We start from the raw sequence: 18,699 nt of genomic DNA on the forward strand, positions 1-18,699 counted from the left end.
GCCGATCTCGTATCCACTTTGAACTCGAACGGCTGGCGGCACCGACGGAGTATCGGATGCAGCGATGGCGCGTTGCCCGAAGAGATGAGGCAGCGCTGGGATGTTCCAAAGATTTCTGGAGACAGTGCATGGATTTTTCGTTGGTGAAGGCAGGCAAGGCTAAGCGGCGCAAACAGAGTGACATCTTCATGAAGCTGAAGGCCGGGGCGGTGCTGAGCTGCCTGCTGGCCGGTACGACGTCAGGCTGGGCCGCCGGCATTCCTGCGCAGGACGGGCAGCAGACGACATCGCAGCCTGCTGCTTTGCCCGCAGCTCCGGCCCAGCCGGCACCGAACTTCACTAAGCCGCTTTTTATGCGGCCGAGTGATCGCGATTTCACCAAGGCGCGGGGTTATTTCAAGAATCCGCTTGCGCCGTATCTGCCGACGAGCGCGCCTCCGGGCAACTTTGCCAATTCGCCGAAGCTTGGCGAACTGATCAAAGACGGCAAGATCTACCTGAGCCTGAGCGACGCGATCCTGCTGGCGCTTGAGAACAACTACGACATCGCGATCCAGCGCTACAACCTGGACATCGCAGATACCGACATCCTGCGCACGCGTGCCGGCGGCTCCTTCCTGGGCGTGAATTCCGGCCTCGTAGAAGGCACACTGGGTGGCTCAGGCCAGACGGTGACGAGCGGCGGTGGTCCCGGTGGTACGAGTGCCAGCGCAGGTGGCGCGGCGTCGGGTTCTGGAGGTCTTGCGCTGACGACGAACGGCGGTGGTCCCACTCCAGAGAACCTGGACCCGGTGGTTACGGGAACCGTGCAGCTGGAGCGGCAGGCGACGCAGGAGCTGAGTCCGCTGTTCTATGGCACGGACGTTCTAAACCAGAACACGAATACCTATAACTTCGCCTACAACCAGGGGTTTATCACTGGCACAGCGCTGCAGGTGACGTTCAACAACAGCTATACGACATCGAACAGCCTGTTCAGCACGTATAGCCCCGCGTTGCAGACGACCTTCAACGCGCAGCTGACACAGCATATTCTGCAGGGCTTCGGCTGGGGCATCAACGGCCGCTTCATGGTGCAGGCGAAGAATAATCGCCGTGTTGCCGACTCGGCTTTCCGGCAGCAGCTGCTCTACACCGTCAACCAGGTGGAGAACATCTACTGGGGGCTGGTGAGCGCGTACGAGGATCTGCAGGCGAAGCAGCGCTCGCTCGAACAGTCGCAATCCCTGCTGGCCGATGACAAGCGGTCTTTGCAGATTGGCACCATGGCTCCGCTCGACGTAGTGAGCGCGACAAGTTCGGTCGAGACCGACCGGCAGGCGGTCATCAGCTCGGAGAGCAATCTCGAGTATCAGCAACTGCTGATGAAGCAGGCCATCGCGCGCAGCCTCGAAGACCCGGTGCTGGCCAATGCGCCGGTGATTCCGACCGACCGCGTAAGCCTGATCGAAATGCCCGAAGAGCGCGAGAGCGCCGACGATCTCGTACGGCAGGCGGATGCGAACAGCCCCTCGATCGAGCAGGCGATTCTGACGCTGAAGAACGACGAGATTACGCTGAAGGGCGAAAAGAACGGCATGCTGCCGCAGGTAGACGTGTACGCCTTTTATGGAGCTTCGGCACTGGGTGGTCAGCAGAGCCCGAACTGCGAGAATTTTTACACCGGCGAGACCTGCGCACCGAATACCTATCCGTCGACGAGTTACACAAGTGCGTTTGGCAACCTGTTTGACTCAAGCAGCCCGAACAAGGGCGCAGGCGTGCAGATCAACATCCCGTTGCGCAACCGCGTCGCGCAGTCGGCGCAGGCAAGGTCGGAGCTCGAGTATCGCCAGGCGCAGATGCGGCTGCAGCAGCTCTACGTGCAGACGCGGATGAATGTGATCAACGCGCAGTTCGCGCTGACCAATGACCGCGCGTCAGTGCAGTCGGCGAATGCGACGCTGGAGTACGACAGGCAGAGCCTCGATGCGGAATTGAAGAAGCTGCACCTTGGCGCGTCGACTACGGCCAACGTGCTGCAGCAGCAGCGTGCACTGGCGATTGCGCAGAACAGCGTGATTTCGGCGACGGCAAAGTATGCGATCGACCGCGCGGCGCTGGATGAAATCCTGGCCAGCACGCTGGACCGTTACAACATCTCGATTACCGATGCGGTGACGGGCAATGTGAAGTCGTCACCCGTGATTCCGGGCCTTCAGCCTGCCAGCAATCTGCGGGAGGTGAGTGTGCCCGCACAACAGCAGAAGCTTCAGCAGCAGGAGCAACAGGGACCTCCGCAACAGCCGAAACCGATAGACCAGCCGCAGCAATAACTTAGCTTCACGCGCAGCAACGATGCCTCCGGACGAACTCGCGATCGGAGGCATCGTTGCTGCGCGTGTGAAAAGAAGGTCGAAGGCGTGCGGGGAGGGCATCGAACCTGATAGAATCGATTGAATCCACTCATTGGAGAAGCGATGCAGGCGATCCTTGCGCTCGAAGACGGGCGCATCTTCCGGGGTGAGGGCTACGGCGCCAAGGGCGAGTGTTCCGGCGAAGTTGTTTTCAATACATCCCTGACCGGTTATCAGGAAATCTTTACGGACCCGTCTTATGCGGGGCAGATCGTCATTCTAACCAATCCCCAGGTGGGGAACTACGGTACCAATACCGCGGACAATGAAGCAAACCGGCCTTTCATCGAAGGTCTGGTCGTCCGTGAGTTCTCTCCTGTTTCTTCCAACTGGCGCTCCGAGCAAGTCGCAGACGAATATCTCGAGCGTTTCCAGGTTCCCGTCATTTCTGAAATCGATACACGTGCTCTTGTGCGTCACCTGCGCAAGCATGGCGTGATGCGCGGTGTGATCTCGACGATCGAGACCAACCCCGATGTGCTCGTCGAGAAGGCGCGCAGCCTTCGCAAGATGGATGGCACCGATCTCGCGAAGGTCGTTTCGACCAAGACCAGCTACGAGTTCGATGAAAAGCAGGATCTGTTGCCGGGCGAGGTAAAGCCTGCGGCAGAGCCTCGCGAGCAGCTGCATGTTGTGGCCTACGACTACGGCATCAAGAAGAACATTCTGCGCATGCTCTCGCAGGAAGACTGCCGCATCACGGTGGTTCCGGCAGAAACGCCTGCCGAGGATGTTCTGGCGATGAATCCGGATGGCGTGTTCCTCTCGAACGGTCCCGGCGATCCTGAGCCGCTCGATTACGCGCAGGAAAACATCCGCAAGATTGCCGGCAAGAAGCCGATCTTCGGCATCTGCCTTGGCCATCAGCTGATCGGTCTCGCGCTCGGTGGCAAGACCTTCAAGCTGAAGTTCGGCCACCACGGCGGCAACCACCCGGTGAAGCAGCTGAGCACCGGCAAGGTCGAGATCACGAGCCAGAATCACAACTACGCTGTCGACCCGACCTCGCTGGAAAATGCAGATGTCGAGCTGACGCACGTCAATCTGAACGACAACACGCTCGAGGGGCTGAAGCACAAGTCGATGCCGCTCTTCAGCGTGCAGTATCACCCGGAGGCCGCTCCGGGGCCGCATGACTCGAACTACCTCTTCAAGGACTTCCGCAAGATGATGGAAGAATGGAAGGGTTGAGGCAGCGGCAGCAACCAGAAAGCGCATTACCAGCGGCGGGCTTAACGTCCCGCCGTTTTTATGGGTACTACACGAGAGATCTTTCGAAGAGGTTGAAGAACTAGATGCCACGCAGGAATGACATCACCAAGATACTCGTGATCGGCTCCGGGCCGATCGTGATTGGACAGTCGGCAGAATTCGATTATTCGGGCACGCAGGCATGCAAGGCCCTGAAGCAGGAAGGCTATGAAGTGGTGCTGGTGAATTCAAACCCCGCCACGATCATGACCGATCCCGAACTGGCCGACCGCACCTACATTGAGCCGTTGACGCCGGAATACGTCGAAGAGATTCTGCGGATCGAGTCGGAGATGCTGAAGGCCGAAGGCCGCACTGGCAAGTTCGCCGTGCTGCCCACGGTGGGCGGACAGACGGCTCTGAATCTCGCGGTCGACCTCGCCGACTCGGGCATTCTTGACAAGTACGACGTGGAGCTGATCGGCGCAAAGCTTGAGGCGATCAAGAAGGCCGAAGATCGCCTGCTGTTCAAGGATGCGATGACCCGCATCGGCCTCGATATGCCGCGCTCGGCTCTTGTGAACAACGTTCGCGACGGCGGAGACTTTGCGACGAAGATCGGCTTCCCGGTCATCATCCGTCCTTCGTTCACGCTTGGCGGTTCGGGCGGTGGCATCGCCTTCAATCGTGAAGAGCTGCTGGACACGCTCTCGCGCGGCCTCGACCTTTCGCCAGTGCACGAGTGCCTGATTGAAGAGTCGGTGCTGGGTTGGAAGGAATACGAGCTCGAAGTCGTGCGCGATCTCGCGGACAACGTCATCATCATCTGCTCTATCGAGAACTTCGATCCGATGGGCGTGCATACAGGTGACTCGATCACCGTGGCTCCTGCGCAGACGCTGACCGATCGCGAGTACCAGGCGATGCGCGATGCGGCGATCCGCGTGATCCGCGAGATCGGCGTGGAGACGGGCGGATCGAACGTACAGTTCGCGGTGAACCCGGCGAATGGCCGCATGACCGTGATCGAGATGAACCCGCGCGTATCGCGCTCTTCGGCGCTTGCGTCAAAGGCGACCGGCTTCCCGATCGCGAAGATCGCGGCGAAGCTCGCAGTGGGCTATACGCTCGATGAAATCCCGAACGACATCACCAAGATGACTCCGGCCTGCTTCGAGCCGACGATCGACTATGTTGTCACCAAGATTCCGAAGTGGCAGTTCGAGAAGTTCCCGGGCGCCGATGAGAACCTTGGTCCGCAGATGAAGTCGGTCGGTGAAGTGCTTGCGATGGGCAGAACCTTCAAGGAATCCTTGATGAAGGCGCTGCGCTCGCTCGAAACCGGCAAGAAGATCGGTGCCGAGGTGCTGGAACCGCGCCGCCTGACGCAGAAGCTGGTAACGCCGCAGCCCGAACGCCTCAACTACATCCGCTTTGCCTTCCGCCAGGGGATGTCGGTGCGTGAAGTGGCACGCATGACATCGATGGATCCGTGGTTCCTTTATCACGTGAAGGAAATCACAGACACGATTGCGAAGGTCGGAGAAGAGACTCCGGAGAATGTGTCACCGGAGCTGTTACGTAAGGCCAAGCGCATGGGCGTCTCGGATGAACGCATCGCCGAGGTCTGGAACATGCCTTCGAATGAAGGCGTGGCCAAGGTGCGCGAGCTGCGCAAGTCGCTCGGCATTACGCCTGTCTACAAGCTCGTGGATACCTGCGCGGCAGAGTTCGAGAGCAGCACGCCGTATCTCTACTCGACCTACGACGAAGAAGGCGAAGCAACGCCGACGGACAAGCGCAAGGTGATCATTCTGGGCTCGGGTCCGAACCGTATCGGGCAGGGCATCGAGTTCGATTACTGCTGCTGCCACGCGGCCTTCGCGCTCAAGGAAGACGATTACGAAACGGTGATGGTGAATTGCAATCCTGAGACTGTCTCGACGGATTATGACACCAGCGACCGCCTCTACTTCGAGCCGCTGACACTGGAAGACGTGCTCGCCGTGTATGAGAACGAAGCTTCGGGTGGTGCGGAAGTCGGTATGATCGTACAGTTCGGCGGACAGACTCCGCTGAACCTGGCGCTGCGCCTCAAGGCCGCAGGCGTGCCGATCCTGGGCACTTCGCCTGAATCGATCGATCTCGCAGAAGACCGCAAGCGTTTCGGCAAGCTGCTGGTCGATCTCGATATTCCGCAGCCGCCGGGCGTGATGGCGACGAGCGTGGAAGAGGCTCTGGCTGGAGCTGAGAGCATCGGTTTCCCGGTGCTGGTGCGTCCTTCGTATGTACTGGGCGGCCGCGCGATGGTCATCGCCTATGACGCCGAGGCGGTCTCGCGCTACATGAAGGAAGCCGTCGAATACTCGCAGGAGCGGCCAATCCTGATCGACCACTTCCTCGAGGATGCGGTGGAAGTGGACGTCGACGCGCTGTGCGATACGAAGGACGTTGTGATCGCCGGCATCATGCAGCACATCGAGGAAGCGGGTATCCACTCAGGCGATTCGTCCTGCGTACTGCCTGCAGTCGATCTTGCTCCTGAGACACTGGAAACGATTCGCACCTACACGCGCAAGCTTGCGCTGGCGCTCAATGTCGTCGGTCTCGTGAACCTGCAGTTCGCCATCCAGCGCAAGCCGGGTCAGCCGGACAAGGTCTACGTGATCGAAGTGAACCCGCGTGCTTCGCGCACGGTGCCGTATGTTTCGAAGGCGACGGGCATTCCGCTTGCGAAGATCGCTTCGCGCCTCATGACTGGCCGCACGCTGCGCGAGCTGCTACCTGAGCAGGTGGCTTCGAGCAAGGACCTCGATACGGGCGATCACTTCTTCGTGAAGTCGCCGGTCTTCCCCTGGAACAAGTTCCCGGGCGTGGATACGGTGCTTGGACCGGAGATGCGTTCGACGGGCGAGGTGATGGGCGTGGCCGACAATTTCGGCGAAGCCTTCGCCAAGGCTCAGCTTTCGGCCGGCCTGCGTCTGCCGCTCAAGGGCACGGTCTTCTTCAGCGTGAACGATCGCGACAAGCTGCAGCTGGTCGACTTGGCCAAGCAGTATGTGGAGCTCGGCTTCAAGCTGGTGGCGACTGAAGGCACCGCGAACATCCTGCGCAAGGCAGGCATGGTTGTGGAGAGCGTTTACAAGGTGAAGGAAGGCCGTCCCAACGTGGTTGACTTCATCAAGGGTGAGCGCATCAACCTGATCATCAACACTCCGCATGGGCAGGATCCGTTCTTTGACGAGAAGGCGATCCGTCGCGCGGCTGTGCTCCATCGCATTCCCACGATTACGACCATGGCTGCAGCCCGCGCTGCCGCTGAAGGTATCGAGGCTTTGCAGAAGCACCAGACCAACGTGAACCCGCTGCAGCATCTGCACGCGGCCAGGCTGGCGGCGCGCTAAGCGGCGCTCCTTACGCAACAACAACAGTTACAGAACGAAACTTGGCTCGCATACACCGGCAATTGCCGGTATATGCGAGCCAATCTGTTTTGGGTTCTCGCTTTGAGTCAGGAAATAGGTTTGAGGCTAGCGGCTCACTTCATTTCTGGCCAGCAGGATGCGAAGATCGCGCAGGTTATTACCGGTTGGGCCGGTGACGACGGTATCGCCGAGCGCGGTAAACAAGGTGCAGGAATCGAAGTGAGCGAGGCTTGCGTCCGGATCGAAGCCATAGCTGCGTGCGCGCTCGACTGTCGTCGGGTCGGCGATGGCGCCCGCCGCGGGGCTGTTGCCATCGATGCCGTCCGAGCCAGCGCTGAGCACGGCAAGGTTTTTCTTCGGGGAAGAAGCAAGCTGGAGAGCGGCATCGAGCGCGAACTGCTGGTTGCGTCCGCCGCAGCCGCTGGGACCGTCCAGCCTGACTGTGACCTCGCCGCTCGAGAGCAGGCAGAGATGCGGCTGCGCTTCCTGTAGCTGCTGGAAACGTTCCAGCAGGTAGTGTGATGCCGCGTGATAATCCCAGTCGTCACAGGAGTTATCGACAACCACTGGGTAGCCGAGCGACCTGGCATGCTGCACTGCGGCTTCGAGGAAGTCGTGATTCGAGAGCAGTGTCTCTACCTGTGCATTGGAAAAGGCTGGATGCGATTCGGGGTTCTCGGGTGAGGCTGCCGGATCGAGCGATTCGAAATACTCACGCACCGACTGGGGGAATTTTTCGAGCAGGTGATAACGCTCGAGCAGGGAAAAACACTCTGCGCGCGTGGAATGGTCAGGCAGCGTGGGCGAGGAAGCGACCGAACCGAGATCACGGAGCGGCACGTCGGCGAGCAGTAGAGTGAGTTTGGGCGACTCCGTAGCAGCAATGGCGAGGCGTCCGGCCTTTACCGCGGAGAAGTGCTTGCGAATGGTGTTGATCTCGGTGATGGTAGCGCCCGAGGCAACGAGCGTCTCGTGGAATGCAATGGCGTCGTCGAGTGAGATCCGGGGATCGAGAGGCAACTCCATCATGGCTGAGCCTCCACCGGAGACCAGAAAGATCACGAAGGTGTCTTTGCGGGCGTGCCGAAGCTGCTTCAGCGCATCACGGGCAGCTGCGAACGATCCTTCTGTCGGCAGCGGATGTCCGCCCTCGTAATAGTGAATGCGCCAGTTGCGCTTCCTCGGGATGGAGGGTGCGACGCAGACTCCCCGGTAACTGAGCCTGGATGGCAGGCGTTCGATGGTTGTCTGCAGCATGGGCAGAGCCGCTTTGCCGAGTGCAATGATTAGAACACGCTTGCAGTTCTCGAGGGAGATTGGGGCTTGGGAGGTGCCGGATTCGGCGTTGCGGTAGAGCATCCGGCCCTCGAAGCGAAGGTGCCGGTCGAAGGCGGTAGGGACATCGCAGGCTTTGAGCGCCTGCGTAAAGATGGCCTGGGCATCGTCGTGGAGCTTGTCGAGAGGCACTGCTGAGGTCATGACGGGACAGCATCCAGAAAGTGTGCGCCGGTCCAGCGAACGATAGCCTCCTGGACTTCATTCAGCCGGCCGACGAAAAAATGGTCCGCGCCTTCGACGAAAACGAGTTCCGCAGGAGACGCTGCTTTGGCGACCACGGCCTCGACTGTATCCACCGGACCGTACTGGTCGCGCGTACCGCTGATGAATAGTTTAGGCACCGTGCAATCGGAAAGGAAGCCGAAGTCGTAGTCGCGGCCTTCCGCGTGTGCCGGAGGACCGAGAAGAACGATGCCTTTCACGCGCGAATCGCCGCAGGCGGCACGGGAGCCGACATAGGAGCCAAAGGAAAAGCCTGCGAGGAGGATCGGCAGAGGATACCGCGCATTGAGCCAGTCAAGCGCCGCGCGGACGTCGTCCTGTTCGCCGTGCCCATGATCGTGTGAGCCCTCGCTCAGGCCGGTGCCGCGAAAGTTGAAGCGCAGCATGGGCAGTCCGAGCGACTGGAAGGCCTTCATCGCGTGGTAGACGACCTTGTTGTGCATGGTGCCACCGCCGAGCGGATGCGGATGGCAGACGAGCACGGCGTAGGGCGCGTCCGGGGCTCCGGGATTGAGCAGCGCCTCCAGGCGTCCGGCGGGGCCGCGGAGGTCGTCGACCGTGACGACGGAGAAGGACGGCGTGGTTTTCAATTCACTCACTCCCACATTGTAAAAGGGAAGCAACCGCCAGGTTCCACGGGTCAGGTATTCTGACAGCGATGACGAGCACAACGACAACGAACCTTCCGGCGCTGGACGCCGTCGCGCTGACCCGGCAACTGATCGATATCGAGTCGACGACTTTCAATGAGGGCGCTGTCGGCGCATTCCTCGTGGAGTTCCTGACGGGGCGCGGTTTTGCGGTGGAGACGATGGATGTTGCGCCGGGCCGCGACACCAAGCCGGGAACCGAACGCTTCAATGTCTATGCGGGACGCGAAGGCGAGACGCCGGATGTCGTGCTTTCGACACACATGGACACCGTTCCGCCCTACATCAGCTCCGGTGAGGATGAGGAGAACATCTATGGCCGCGGCGCGTGCGACGCGAAAGGCATTATCGCCGCACAGGTAGCGGCTGCGGAGCGACTCCATGCGGACGGCATTCGCGTCGGCCTGCTGTTCGTGGTGGGCGAGGAGCGTGATTCCGCCGGCGCGAAGGTGGCCAACGAGCGGTCGAAGGGTAGCCGCTTCCTGATCAACGGCGAGCCTACAGACAACCGCATTGCGCTGGCGTCGAAGGGCGCTCTGCGCGCGGAGATTTCGGCCAGCGGAAAGATGGCGCACTCGGCCTATCCCGAGCTGGGCGACAGCGCGGTGCACAAGCTGGTGCAGGCTCTGGAGCGCGTGCTGCGCGTGGAGCTGCCGGTGACCGAGGATGTGGGGCCGAGCACGCTGAATATCGGTGTGATCGATGGAGGCCGCGCACCGAACGTGATTGCGGACAAAGCCGACGCTGCTGTTCTGATCCGCCTTGTTGGACCGTCCGAGTCGACGCGCCTCGCGGTGGAAAAGGCTGTCGAGGGTCTGGCCAAGGTGGAATTCACCCTGGAGATTCCATTCCAGCGCCTCAAGAGCCTCGAGGGCGTGCCGACAATGGTGGCAGCCTTTACCACCGATGTGCCGTGGCTCGGCAAGTGGGGGGAGCCGGTGCTGCTCGGGCCGGGTTCGATCCACGTGGCGCACACGCCGCATGAAAAGCTGAGCAAGCGTGAGCTGGCCGAGGCAATCGAACTCTATGTCGAAGTGGCGAAGCGCCTGATCGCAAGCGGACTCTAGCCAGACGGTGTGCCGGCGCGCACAGGCTACGTGCCGCCGGCGTAATACACTCGACTGGATGGCACACTCGCAGAACGCTCTCTCGGAGGCGCGCTCGTCCTACCTGCGCTCGGCTCAGCATCAACCGATCGAATGGCATGAGTGGGGCGAGGCGGCCTTTGCGCGTGCCAAGGAGCTGGACCGGCCGGTCCTCCTCGACATCGGCGCGGTGTGGTGCCACTGGTGCCACGTGATGGATCGCGAGAGCTACGAAGACGCGACGCTCGCCGACATCGTGAATGAGCACTTCGTGGCCATCAAGGTGGATCGCGATGAGCGCCCCGACGTGGACAGCCGTTACCAGGCGGCGGTGCAGGCCATCAGCGGACAGGGTGGATGGCCGCTGACGGCGTTCCTCACTCCGGACGGGCTGCCGTTCTACGGCGGTACATACTTTCCCCGAGAAGATCGTTATGGACGGCCCGGCTTCGATCGTGTGCTGCTGACCATGGCGAATGCTTGGAAGACGAAGCGTTCGGATGCGCTCGAGTCGGCGAACAGCGTGATCTCGGCGATCGAGCATGGCGAGTCGTTCGCCGGCCGCTCCGGTTCTCTTTCTCTCGATATCGTCGGCAAGCTGGTTGAGAGCGCGGTGAAGCAATTCGATCCTCGGCATGGCGGCTTTGGCACGCAGCCGAAGTTTCCTCACCCTTCCGCGCTTGATCTGCTGATCGACGTGGGTGCGCGCACCGGGCACGAAGGCGCGTTGCAGGCTGCGACCGTTACGCTGAAGAAGATGGCGCAGGGCGGCGTGTATGACCAGCTGGCTGGCGGCTTCCATCGCTACTCGGTGGATGAGCGCTGGGTCGTGCCGCACTTCGAGAAAATGCTCTACGACAACGCAGGGCTGCTGGCGAACTACGCACACGCCTTCCAGACCTTTGTCGATCCGGAATACGCACGTGTTGCGCAGGATATTCTTCGCTGGCTGGACGCGACGATGACTGACCGCGAGCGCGGCGGCTTTTATGCTTCCCAGGACGCTGACATCAACCTCGACGACGATGGCGATTACTTTACATGGACGCGCGAGGAAGCAGCTGCTGTGCTGACGCCGGAAGAGCTGGAGATTGCGGGCGCGTACTTCGACATCGGCGAGCTGGGCGACATGCATCATAATCCGCGCAAGAACGTGCTGCATCGGACGCAGACGCTGGCTGAGGTGGCGAAGGCCGCAGGCAGGAATATCGGCGAGGCTGCCGTGCTGCTGAGCAGTGCGCAGGAGAAGCTGATGGCTGCTCGTCGCGAGCGGCCGGAGCCGTTCATCGACCGGACGATTTACACCTCGTGGAATGCGATGGCGATCTCGGCTTATCTGCAGACAGCCCGCGCGCTGAACCTGAAGGGGACTGAGGCGTTCGCGCTCAAGAGCCTTGACCGCATCCTGAATGAGGCATGGGATGCGGAGCGGGGATTGAGCCATGTGGTGGCCTATCCCGATGGCGAACGCTCGTTCGTGCCGGGTGTGCTCGACGACTACGCCTTTCTGGGGCATGCGCTGGTGGATGCCTGGGAGTCTACGGGCGACCGCCGCTGGTATGACGCAGCCATGCAGATCGCTGCATCGATGAATGCGCGCTTCTACGACGCTACGGGCGGAGGATTTCTCGACCGCGAGGCCGACGGGGTAGAGACGATCGGCGCGCTGGCGGCACGGCGCAAGCCATTGCAGGACACGCCGACCCCGGCAGGGAATCCTGCTGCTGCGGCACTGCTGGTGCGGCTCTACGCGTTGAGCGCGCGTGAGGAGTTTCGCGAAAAGGCGGAAGATACGCTCGAAAGCTTCGCGGGAATCGTCGAGCACTTCGGACTGTACGCAGCGACCTATGGCCTCGCGCTGGAGCAGTTCATGCTGGCTCCTGTGCAGGTGGTGGTCATCGGTGGAGGAGTGGAGGGACATTCCCTTGCTGCCGCGGCCCGCGCGCGCTACGCGGTCAACAAGCAGGTCCTGCATCTGCGGCGCGAGCAGGTGACGGCGGAGAATTTGCCACCGGTGCTCGCAGAGACGCTTCCGCAACTGCCACAGTTACAGAAAGAAGACGCTTTTGCCGTCGTCTGTCGCGGGACCAGCTGCTTGCCGCCTACACATGATGCAGAGGAGTTGCTGCAGCAGATGGCTTAGGCTGCTCCCCTTGGCCGCAATCAGACTTCGTAGTTGAGATTTGGCGGGGTCCTTCCCACGTCTCAGAAGCGAGACGTGGGGCACCCGGGTTTGCTTCCTCCCATCCAAGCACAGCCTGGATGGGGCACCCTTGTCTGTCACCCTTGCTAAGGGAAACCGCAGGTTCCTCCACTGCGCTCACTTCGTTCGCTGCGGTCGGAATGACAATATGTTTAAGAAATCAAAAAGGCCTCGCTTGCGCGAGGCCTTTTTGATTTCGGCAGGAGCCGAAGGGTTTAGTACATGCCGTCCATGCCGCCGCCGTGGTTGTGGCCACCGGCCGGAGCAGCCTTGGGCTCGGGGATGTCCGAGATCATGGCTTCGGTGGTCAGCATCAGGCCCGAGATCGAGGCCGCGTTCTGCAGGGCAGTGCGGGTGACCTTGGTCGGGTCGATGACGCCGGCCGCAACCAGGTCTTCGAACTTGCCGTTGCCGGCGTTGTAGCCGAAGTGATCGTCCGAGTTCTCGTGGATCTTGCCCACGACAACCGCGCCTTCCACACCGGCGTTGCTGACGATCTGACGAAGGGGCTCTTCGATGGCGCGACGGATGATCTGCGCACCGATCTTTTCGTCGCCTTCGAGGGTCACGATGAGCTCATCGACCGCAGGAGTGCTGCGGACGAGGGCCACGCCGCCGCCGGGGACGATGCCTTCTTCGACGGCCGCGCGAGTCGCGTGCATCGCATCCTCGACACGGGCCTTCTTTTCCTTCATCTCGGTCTCGGTAGCTGCACCGACCTTGATGACGGCAACGCCGCCGACCAGCTTGGCGAGGCGCTCCTGGAGCTTCTCGCGGTCGTAATCGGAAGAGGTCTTCTCGATCTGGCTGCGGATCTCCTTGACGCGACCGGCGATGTCGGTATCCGAACCGCGGCCCTCAACGATGGTCGTGTTGTCCTTGTCGATCGAGACGCGCTTCGCACGGCCCAGGTCTTCCACCTTGACGTTCTCGAGCTTGATGCCGAGGTCTTCGGTGATGGCCTTGCCGCCGGTGAGCTTGGCGATGTCTTCCAGCATGGCCTTGCGGCGATCGCCGAAGCCAGGAGCCTTGACGGCCGCGACGTTCAGGGTGCCACGCAGCTTGTTGACCACCAGGGTCGCGAGCGCCTCACCATCGACATCTTCCGCGATGATGACGAGCGGCTTGCCCTGACGAGCAACCTGCTCGAGCAGCGGAAGCAGATCCTTCATGGAGCTGATCTTCTTCTCGTGGATCAGGATGAACGGATCCTCGAGCGAGGCTTCCATGCGGTCCGGATCGGTGACGAAGTAGGGGCTCAGGTAGCCGCGGTCGAACTGCATGCCTTCGACGACGTCCAGCTGGGTCTCAAGGGTCTTCGACTCTTCGACCGTGATCACGCCGTCCTTGCCGACCTTCTTCATCGCCTCGGCAATGATGGTGCCGATGGTGGCATCCGAGTTGGCCGAGATGGTGCCGACCTGGGCGATCATGTCGCCGGTAACAGGCTTCGAGAACTTGGCGAGTGCGCCGCCGGTGACAACACCGTTCTCATCACGCTTGCCGACGATGGCCTCAACAGCCTTGTCGATACCGCGCTTCAGCGCCATCGGGTTCGCACCGGCGGCAACCGTCTTCACACCTTCGCGGTAGATGGCCTGGGCCAGAACGGTGGCGGTGGTGGTGCCGTCGCCGGCAACGTCCGAGGTCTTCGAAGCAACTTCGCGGACCATCTGGGCGCCCATGTTTTCGAGGGAGTCCTTGAGCTCGATTTCCTTGGCGACGGTGACGCCGTCCTTGGTGATCGTCGGCGAACCGAACTTCTTCTCGATAACGACGTTGCGGCCCTTGGGTCCGAGGGTGACCTTCACCGCGTCGGCGAGGGTGTTGACGCCGCGCAGGATGGCCTGGCGGGAGTCTTCACCGTGCAGAATCTGCTTTGCCATTGTGTATCTCCTTACAACTTCCGGGAGTGTCTACTCACCGGGTTAGAACTGGTTTTGAAAGCTTTTGCGCCGAAGGCGCGAATCGCTGGACGCGCAGTCCTACTTCTTGAGGATGCCGAGGACTTCTTCCTCGCGCATGATCAGGAACTCTTCGCCGTCGATCTTGATCTCGGTGCCCGAGTACTTACCGAAGAGGATGCGGTCGTTCGGCTTCACGTCGAGGGGGAAAACCTTGCCTTCGTCGTTGGACTTGCCCTTGCCGACGGAGATGACCTCGCCTTCCTGGGGCTTTTCCTTGGCGCTATCCGGGATGATGATGCCGCCGCGGATGGTCTCACCCTCTTCGACACGACGGACGAGGATGCGGTCGTGGAGCGGAGTGAAGGTGGTCGCTACCGATGCAGTTGCCATTGTTTGCTTCTCCTTCGCGCGGGGATTCCCCGCGAAAATCTGTGCTGAGTTCTGGGAAAGGGCGCAAGGCCCTGACGGGGTAGCCTGCACATTACAGGCGGTTAGCACTTAGCACCGTCGAGTGCTAAGGTAGCGAGCTTTAACGCCCATTGTCAAGCGGGAGAGCGAGAAGCGCAGATAAAATCTGCGTGAATTACGCTCAAGTAGAAATTGCCGCCGAAGCCGGCTGACGGCGATGGTCCATCGCATCGCTGGAAGTTTGCGCAAGCTACTGATTCCACGCAGCTTCCATATCTCAGTCGAATGAGAAGGGAATCTCCTCGCATCCATCGAACGGTGGATGCGAACACCAAACCGGCGCAGGTAGGATGCGTCGTCTGGAGAAAACCCACCTTGCAGAAGACTTCCTTATTTTCCAGCCCCATGCATTCCTTTGCATTCTGGGGCGGATCGGTTGCGGTTGTTGCGGGCGTGCTGATGCACGTGCCGATGTTTCTGATGGCGCGGGGCATGCACTATCAGCTTGCCGGTATGCCTATGACCTCTACCATGCTCGCGGGCATGCTCCTGATCGTCGCCGGGACGGTAGCGACGGCCTACGGACTGCTACCGACGCGCCCGGCAAAAGTCACCATCCTGCAAGAGATCGCAGCTCCGGAAGACGCTCCGCTGAACCGGGCGCATTGGGTGCAGATCGTACTGCTGGCGGCAGCCCTGGTGATCGACGTGATGAAGGCCGCGACCCTGGGCTTCGTCGTTCCGGGGATGCGGCTCGAATATCACCTGACGAAGGCGGCGGTGTCCCTGCTGCCGCTCATGGGGCTGACCGGCACGACGGTAGGGTCGTTCCTCTGGGGGTGGCTTTCGGATGTGTACGGGCGACGCGCCACGATCCTGCTGGCTGCGGTGATGTTCATGGCGACCTCGATCTGCGGCGCAATGCCCACCTTCGGCGGAAACCTCTTCATGTGCTTTTTCATGGGGCTGGGTGCCGGCGGCATGCTGCCCGTTGGCTATGCCTTGCTGGCGGAGATCATGCCGACGCGTCATCGCGGCTGGTGCCTGGTGCTGGTGGGTGGCATCGGCACGGTGGGCGGTTATTTTGCCACAAGTGCCTGCTCGGCGCTGCTGCAGCCGCACTTCGGCTGGAGGATCCTCTGGCTGATCAACCTGCCGATCTCGGCGATCTTGATTGTGGTGAGCCCGCTGTTGCAGGAGTCGGCGCGATTCCTGCAGGAGATGGGCCGCATGGAGGAAGCGTGGGCCACGCTTTCGCGCTTCGGTCTTACTTTGGCGCCGGCACAGGCAGGCGGCCTGGATGTTATTCCCGACAGGGTCGTCTCGGGCGAAGGTAGCTGGGCTGAGGAGATCCCGGTCCCTCGAAGTGTGAACCTTCATAATGCGAGCACGGGTACGAAGCAGCCGGGGCTGGCAGGAATGACGCTGGCCTTGACGATCGCCGCGTTGTGCTGGGGACTGGTGAACTTCGGGGTGCTGCTGTGGCTGCCCGGCAGCCTGGTGGCGGAGGGGCGCAGCATGGGAGCCGCGAGCGGGCTGATTGCGCGCTCCGCACTCCTGGCCATCCCGACGATCCTAGTGGCTGCGTGGCTGTACAGCGTCTGGAGCACGAAGCGGCTTCTGGCCTTGTCGGTGGGGATGACGACGCTGGGCCTGGTCGCGATTCTGCTGCGGGGCAACGGTGCGGTGCCCGCCCTGGCGAATCCGGTCATCCCGATTACGCTGCTGATCGTCGGCTCGAGTGCGGCGATTTCGATGATGCTGCCGTATACCGCGGAGAGTTATCCCATCCGCGTGCGCGGACGAGCGACCGGTTGGGTGGCGGGCTGCAGTAAGGCGGGCGGGATTATGGCTCAGCTTCTGGGCGTCTTCGGGCTTGTGCCAGCGATCGGCCATGCTGCCGGACTGGTCGCGATACCGTCAGCGATCTCGATGGTGCTGATCCTGTTGCTCGGGCGGGAGACACACGGCCATGACCTGCGCGAACTGGAAGCTCCGACTCAGGCTGCCGATGGAGGAGCTGGCGACAGCCTGACGGCGTAATACGAGGTGCGAGCGGTGGCCGCCATATTTCGCATAGGACAATGTCCCGTTGCCTCGAAGGTGTCATTCCGACCGAAGCGACCACAGGGAGCGCAGTGGAGGAACCTGCAGTGAGGTTGTTCCCTCCGGAAAATTCTCGATTTGCGAGGAGAACCGCAGGTTCCTCCACTGCGCGAGACGGAAATATAGTCTCGCTACGGTCGGAATGACAGATCCCCTCCTAGAGATCTTTCCCAGAGCAGGGATTGAGAATATGTCGACGCAGCTAGCGTCGGCCGCTGCTACGGAACATATATCCGTCGGCGGCCAGGTGCCCGGGACCGGTGCCGAGCAGAACGATCGCGAGCGCAAAGAGCGAGAGAGGGAATTCAAAGCCCTGCGGCCCCACCAGGCCGTGGTACAGATGCACTTTGAGAATGGCGACAGCCATATCGATGGCGACGCCGAGCGCGGCAAGATGCAGCAGCAGGCCGAGGATGAGGCAGACGCCGCCGAAAAGCTCGGTGAAGGCGGCGAGATAGCCCATCCAGTATGGCAGGCCCATATGCGCCACAGACTGCGCGAAGAGATAGAGCGCCCCGCGCGGGAAGACCTTATGTGCACCGTGAGCCACCATGATGACTCCGAGAACGATGCGGGCGACGAGAGCGGCGGCTGGCCGGAGGGTTTCAAACGCAGAGAACATGGAGCGCTCCTGAGCAAATCTGTTTGTGGTCGATACTGCTAAGATGCACGGCTGCAGGATAACTGATGCTGAATCAGTGCAGGAGTGCGTCGAAGAACTGCCGCAACGCCTCCGCATAGTTCGACGGGCTACGCAGTTCGAAGTACTCACGCGGATAGGCTGCCGCGTGGAAGAGTTGCCGTGTGCGAGGCTGCTCGCCGGCCCGGTCGAGGAAGAGCTTGTGGAGAGCGAGCGTCCTCAACGCGGGCTCCGGATCGAAGCGGTCTTTCTGCAGCAACCACAACGGCAGGATATGCGAGCGCCCGTCGCGGCGCAGCAAGGTTTGCGCCGATTCTGCCGGACCGTCCAGCACGAGGCCTGCGGGCGATTCCGTGCAAGCAAGCTGCGTGGCGGGAACCGCGCCGAGACCTTGTCCGTAGACGATGATCGATTGCGGCGGGATGCCGCGTGTCTGCGTAAGATAGCTCCAGGCTGCAGCTGCGTCGGCGTTCATCGAAGCCTCTCCGGGCGTGATCTGTGCGCTATGTCCGAAGCCGCGATAATCGAAGGCGAAGACGTTGATGCCGAGAGTGTGTAGAGTCTCCACAGCGTCCACGGTATCGGAGAGCGAGCCCGAGCCATCGTGAAGATAGAGGACAACGCTGGAGCCCCAGCGCGATGCGGGATCTGCGGCAACCCACCAGCCTTCGAGCTGTGGCGTGCCGGTTTCGGTCACGTCGAAGTGGACGTCTTCAAATTTGAGGTTTCGCGTAGCGGGTGTGATGGACACCGTGTGCGAGGGATGCAGGTAGAGCTGCCACTGTCCCTGGTAGAAGAGCAGGCACAACGTGCCATACGCACAGAGTGCCGCCGCCGCAATCACGAAGAAGAAGGCCTTCAGCAGCCACGCAGGGCTGACGGTATCGGCTTGCGACGCTTGCGCGGGTACCACGCGGGCTTTGGCTTTCTGCTTAGCCAAAGGCCAGCTCGTCGGGAGATTCAAGCGGGGTGCCGCAGACACGGCAGATCACTGCGGAGCAGTCGCCGCAAACCAGCGGATCGGTGACGACGCGAGCGCAGTTCGGGCACCACAGGTCGTCGCTTGCCGGAGTTGCAGGCTGCGTGGAAGAAGCATCGGCGGTCATGCAGGGTTGAGCCTAGCAGGTA

At 61.4% G+C, this 18,699-nt stretch carries 13 protein-coding genes; 6 read left to right on the forward strand and 7 right to left on the reverse strand.

All coding sequences use genetic code 11. From position 1 onward, the window contains the following. The first annotated feature begins 128 nt into the window (after positions 1–128). From QM649_RS05875 to carB, 3 genes are all read left to right on the forward strand, one after another. Complete coding sequence (locus QM649_RS05875; protein WP_415198089.1) at positions 129–2,315, forward strand: TolC family protein; 2,187 nt, start codon at positions 129–131, stop codon at positions 2,313–2,315. Positions 2,316–2,459: 144 nt separating this feature from the next. Continuing rightward, the gene (carA, locus tag QM649_RS05880; RefSeq protein ID WP_415198090.1) at positions 2,460–3,587 is read left to right on the forward strand and encodes a glutamine-hydrolyzing carbamoyl-phosphate synthase small subunit; all 1,128 of its coding nucleotides are present in this window, start codon (positions 2,460–2,462) and stop codon (positions 3,585–3,587) included. A gap of 104 nt (positions 3,588–3,691) precedes the next feature. Further along, positions 3,692–6,991 carry a carbamoyl-phosphate synthase large subunit gene (gene carB / locus QM649_RS05885; RefSeq protein WP_415198091.1) on the forward strand — a complete coding sequence of 1,100 codons (3,300 nt, stop codon included), beginning with the start codon at positions 3,692–3,694 and terminating at the stop codon, positions 6,989–6,991. A 126-nt stretch (positions 6,992–7,117) separates the two neighbouring features. Here the strand turns inward: carB and QM649_RS05890 are convergent, their stop codons facing one another. Both QM649_RS05890 and QM649_RS05895 read right to left on the reverse strand, forming a co-directional pair. Beyond that, positions 7,118–8,491, reverse strand: coding sequence for a glycerate kinase type-2 family protein (locus tag QM649_RS05890; protein WP_415198092.1), 1,374 nt, complete (start codon positions 8,489–8,491; stop codon positions 7,118–7,120). Then, positions 8,488–9,171: an alpha/beta hydrolase gene (locus tag QM649_RS05895; protein WP_415198093.1), complete on the reverse strand. Its 684-nt coding sequence runs from the start codon at positions 9,169–9,171 to the stop codon at positions 8,488–8,490. The genes QM649_RS05890 and QM649_RS05895 overlap by 4 nt, the downstream gene beginning before the upstream one ends. A gap of 59 nt (positions 9,172–9,230) precedes the next feature. Between QM649_RS05895 and QM649_RS05900 the strand changes: the two genes are divergently transcribed. Both QM649_RS05900 and QM649_RS05905 read left to right on the forward strand, forming a co-directional pair. Beyond that, the gene (locus tag QM649_RS05900; RefSeq protein WP_415198094.1) at positions 9,231–10,289 is read left to right on the forward strand and encodes a M20/M25/M40 family metallo-hydrolase; all 1,059 of its coding nucleotides are present in this window, start codon (positions 9,231–9,233) and stop codon (positions 10,287–10,289) included. 58 nt (positions 10,290–10,347) lie between these two features. Further along, positions 10,348–12,450, forward strand: a complete 2,103-nt coding sequence (locus QM649_RS05905; RefSeq protein WP_415198095.1) for a thioredoxin domain-containing protein — start codon at positions 10,348–10,350, stop codon at positions 12,448–12,450. 275 nt (positions 12,451–12,725) lie between these two features. Here the strand turns inward: QM649_RS05905 and groL are convergent, their stop codons facing one another. Both groL and QM649_RS05915 read right to left on the reverse strand, forming a co-directional pair. Beyond that, on the reverse strand, positions 12,726–14,396 hold the full coding sequence (gene groL / locus QM649_RS05910; RefSeq protein WP_415198096.1) for a chaperonin GroEL: 1,671 nt from the start codon (positions 14,394–14,396) through the stop codon (positions 12,726–12,728). Positions 14,397–14,495: 99 nt separating this feature from the next. Beyond that, positions 14,496–14,807 carry a co-chaperone GroES gene (locus QM649_RS05915; RefSeq protein ID WP_415198097.1) on the reverse strand — a complete coding sequence of 104 codons (312 nt, stop codon included), beginning with the start codon at positions 14,805–14,807 and terminating at the stop codon, positions 14,496–14,498. Positions 14,808–15,200: 393 nt separating this feature from the next. Between QM649_RS05915 and QM649_RS05920 the strand changes: the two genes are divergently transcribed. Then, positions 15,201–16,868, forward strand: coding sequence for an MFS transporter (locus QM649_RS05920; protein WP_415198098.1), 1,668 nt, complete (start codon positions 15,201–15,203; stop codon positions 16,866–16,868). A 265-nt stretch (positions 16,869–17,133) separates the two neighbouring features. Here the strand turns inward: QM649_RS05920 and QM649_RS05925 are convergent, their stop codons facing one another. The 3 genes from QM649_RS05925 to QM649_RS05935 all read right to left on the reverse strand — a co-directional run bounded on the left by QM649_RS05925 (position 17,134) and on the right by QM649_RS05935 (position 18,677). Then, positions 17,134–17,553, reverse strand: a complete 420-nt coding sequence (locus tag QM649_RS05925) for a DoxX family protein (protein WP_415198099.1) — start codon at positions 17,551–17,553, stop codon at positions 17,134–17,136. A 73-nt stretch (positions 17,554–17,626) separates the two neighbouring features. Continuing rightward, positions 17,627–18,511, reverse strand: a complete 885-nt coding sequence (locus QM649_RS05930; protein WP_415198100.1) for an alpha/beta hydrolase — start codon at positions 18,509–18,511, stop codon at positions 17,627–17,629. After that, positions 18,504–18,677, reverse strand: coding sequence for a hypothetical protein (locus tag QM649_RS05935; RefSeq protein WP_415198101.1), 174 nt, complete (start codon positions 18,675–18,677; stop codon positions 18,504–18,506). The genes QM649_RS05930 and QM649_RS05935 overlap by 8 nt, the downstream gene beginning before the upstream one ends. Positions 18,678–18,699 lie beyond the last annotated feature (22 nt).

It is taken from the genome of Silvibacterium sp., from assembly GCF_047605705.1.
Classification (GTDB): Bacteria; Acidobacteriota; Terriglobia; order Terriglobales; family Acidobacteriaceae; genus Silvibacterium.

Coding starts and splice junctions, on each gene's coding strand:
- QM649_RS05875 (WP_415198089.1), top strand. CDS start 129: ATGGATTTTTCGTTGGTGAAGGCAGGCAAGGCTAAGCGGCGCAAACAG.
- carA (WP_415198090.1), top strand. CDS start 2,460: ATGCAGGCGATCCTTGCGCTCGAAGACGGGCGCATCTTCCGGGGTGAG.
- carB (WP_415198091.1), top strand. CDS start 3,692: ATGCCACGCAGGAATGACATCACCAAGATACTCGTGATCGGCTCCGGG.
- QM649_RS05890 (WP_415198092.1), bottom strand. CDS start 8,491: ATGACCTCAGCAGTGCCTCTCGACAAGCTCCACGACGATGCCCAGGCC.
- QM649_RS05900 (WP_415198094.1), top strand. CDS start 9,231: ATGACGAGCACAACGACAACGAACCTTCCGGCGCTGGACGCCGTCGCG.
- QM649_RS05905 (WP_415198095.1), top strand. CDS start 10,348: ATGGCACACTCGCAGAACGCTCTCTCGGAGGCGCGCTCGTCCTACCTG.
- groL (WP_415198096.1), bottom strand. CDS start 14,396: ATGGCAAAGCAGATTCTGCACGGTGAAGACTCCCGCCAGGCCATCCTG.
- QM649_RS05915 (WP_415198097.1), bottom strand. CDS start 14,807: ATGGCAACTGCATCGGTAGCGACCACCTTCACTCCGCTCCACGACCGC.
- QM649_RS05925 (WP_415198099.1), bottom strand. CDS start 17,553: ATGTTCTCTGCGTTTGAAACCCTCCGGCCAGCCGCCGCTCTCGTCGCC.
- QM649_RS05935 (WP_415198101.1), bottom strand. CDS start 18,677: ATGACCGCCGATGCTTCTTCCACGCAGCCTGCAACTCCGGCAAGCGAC.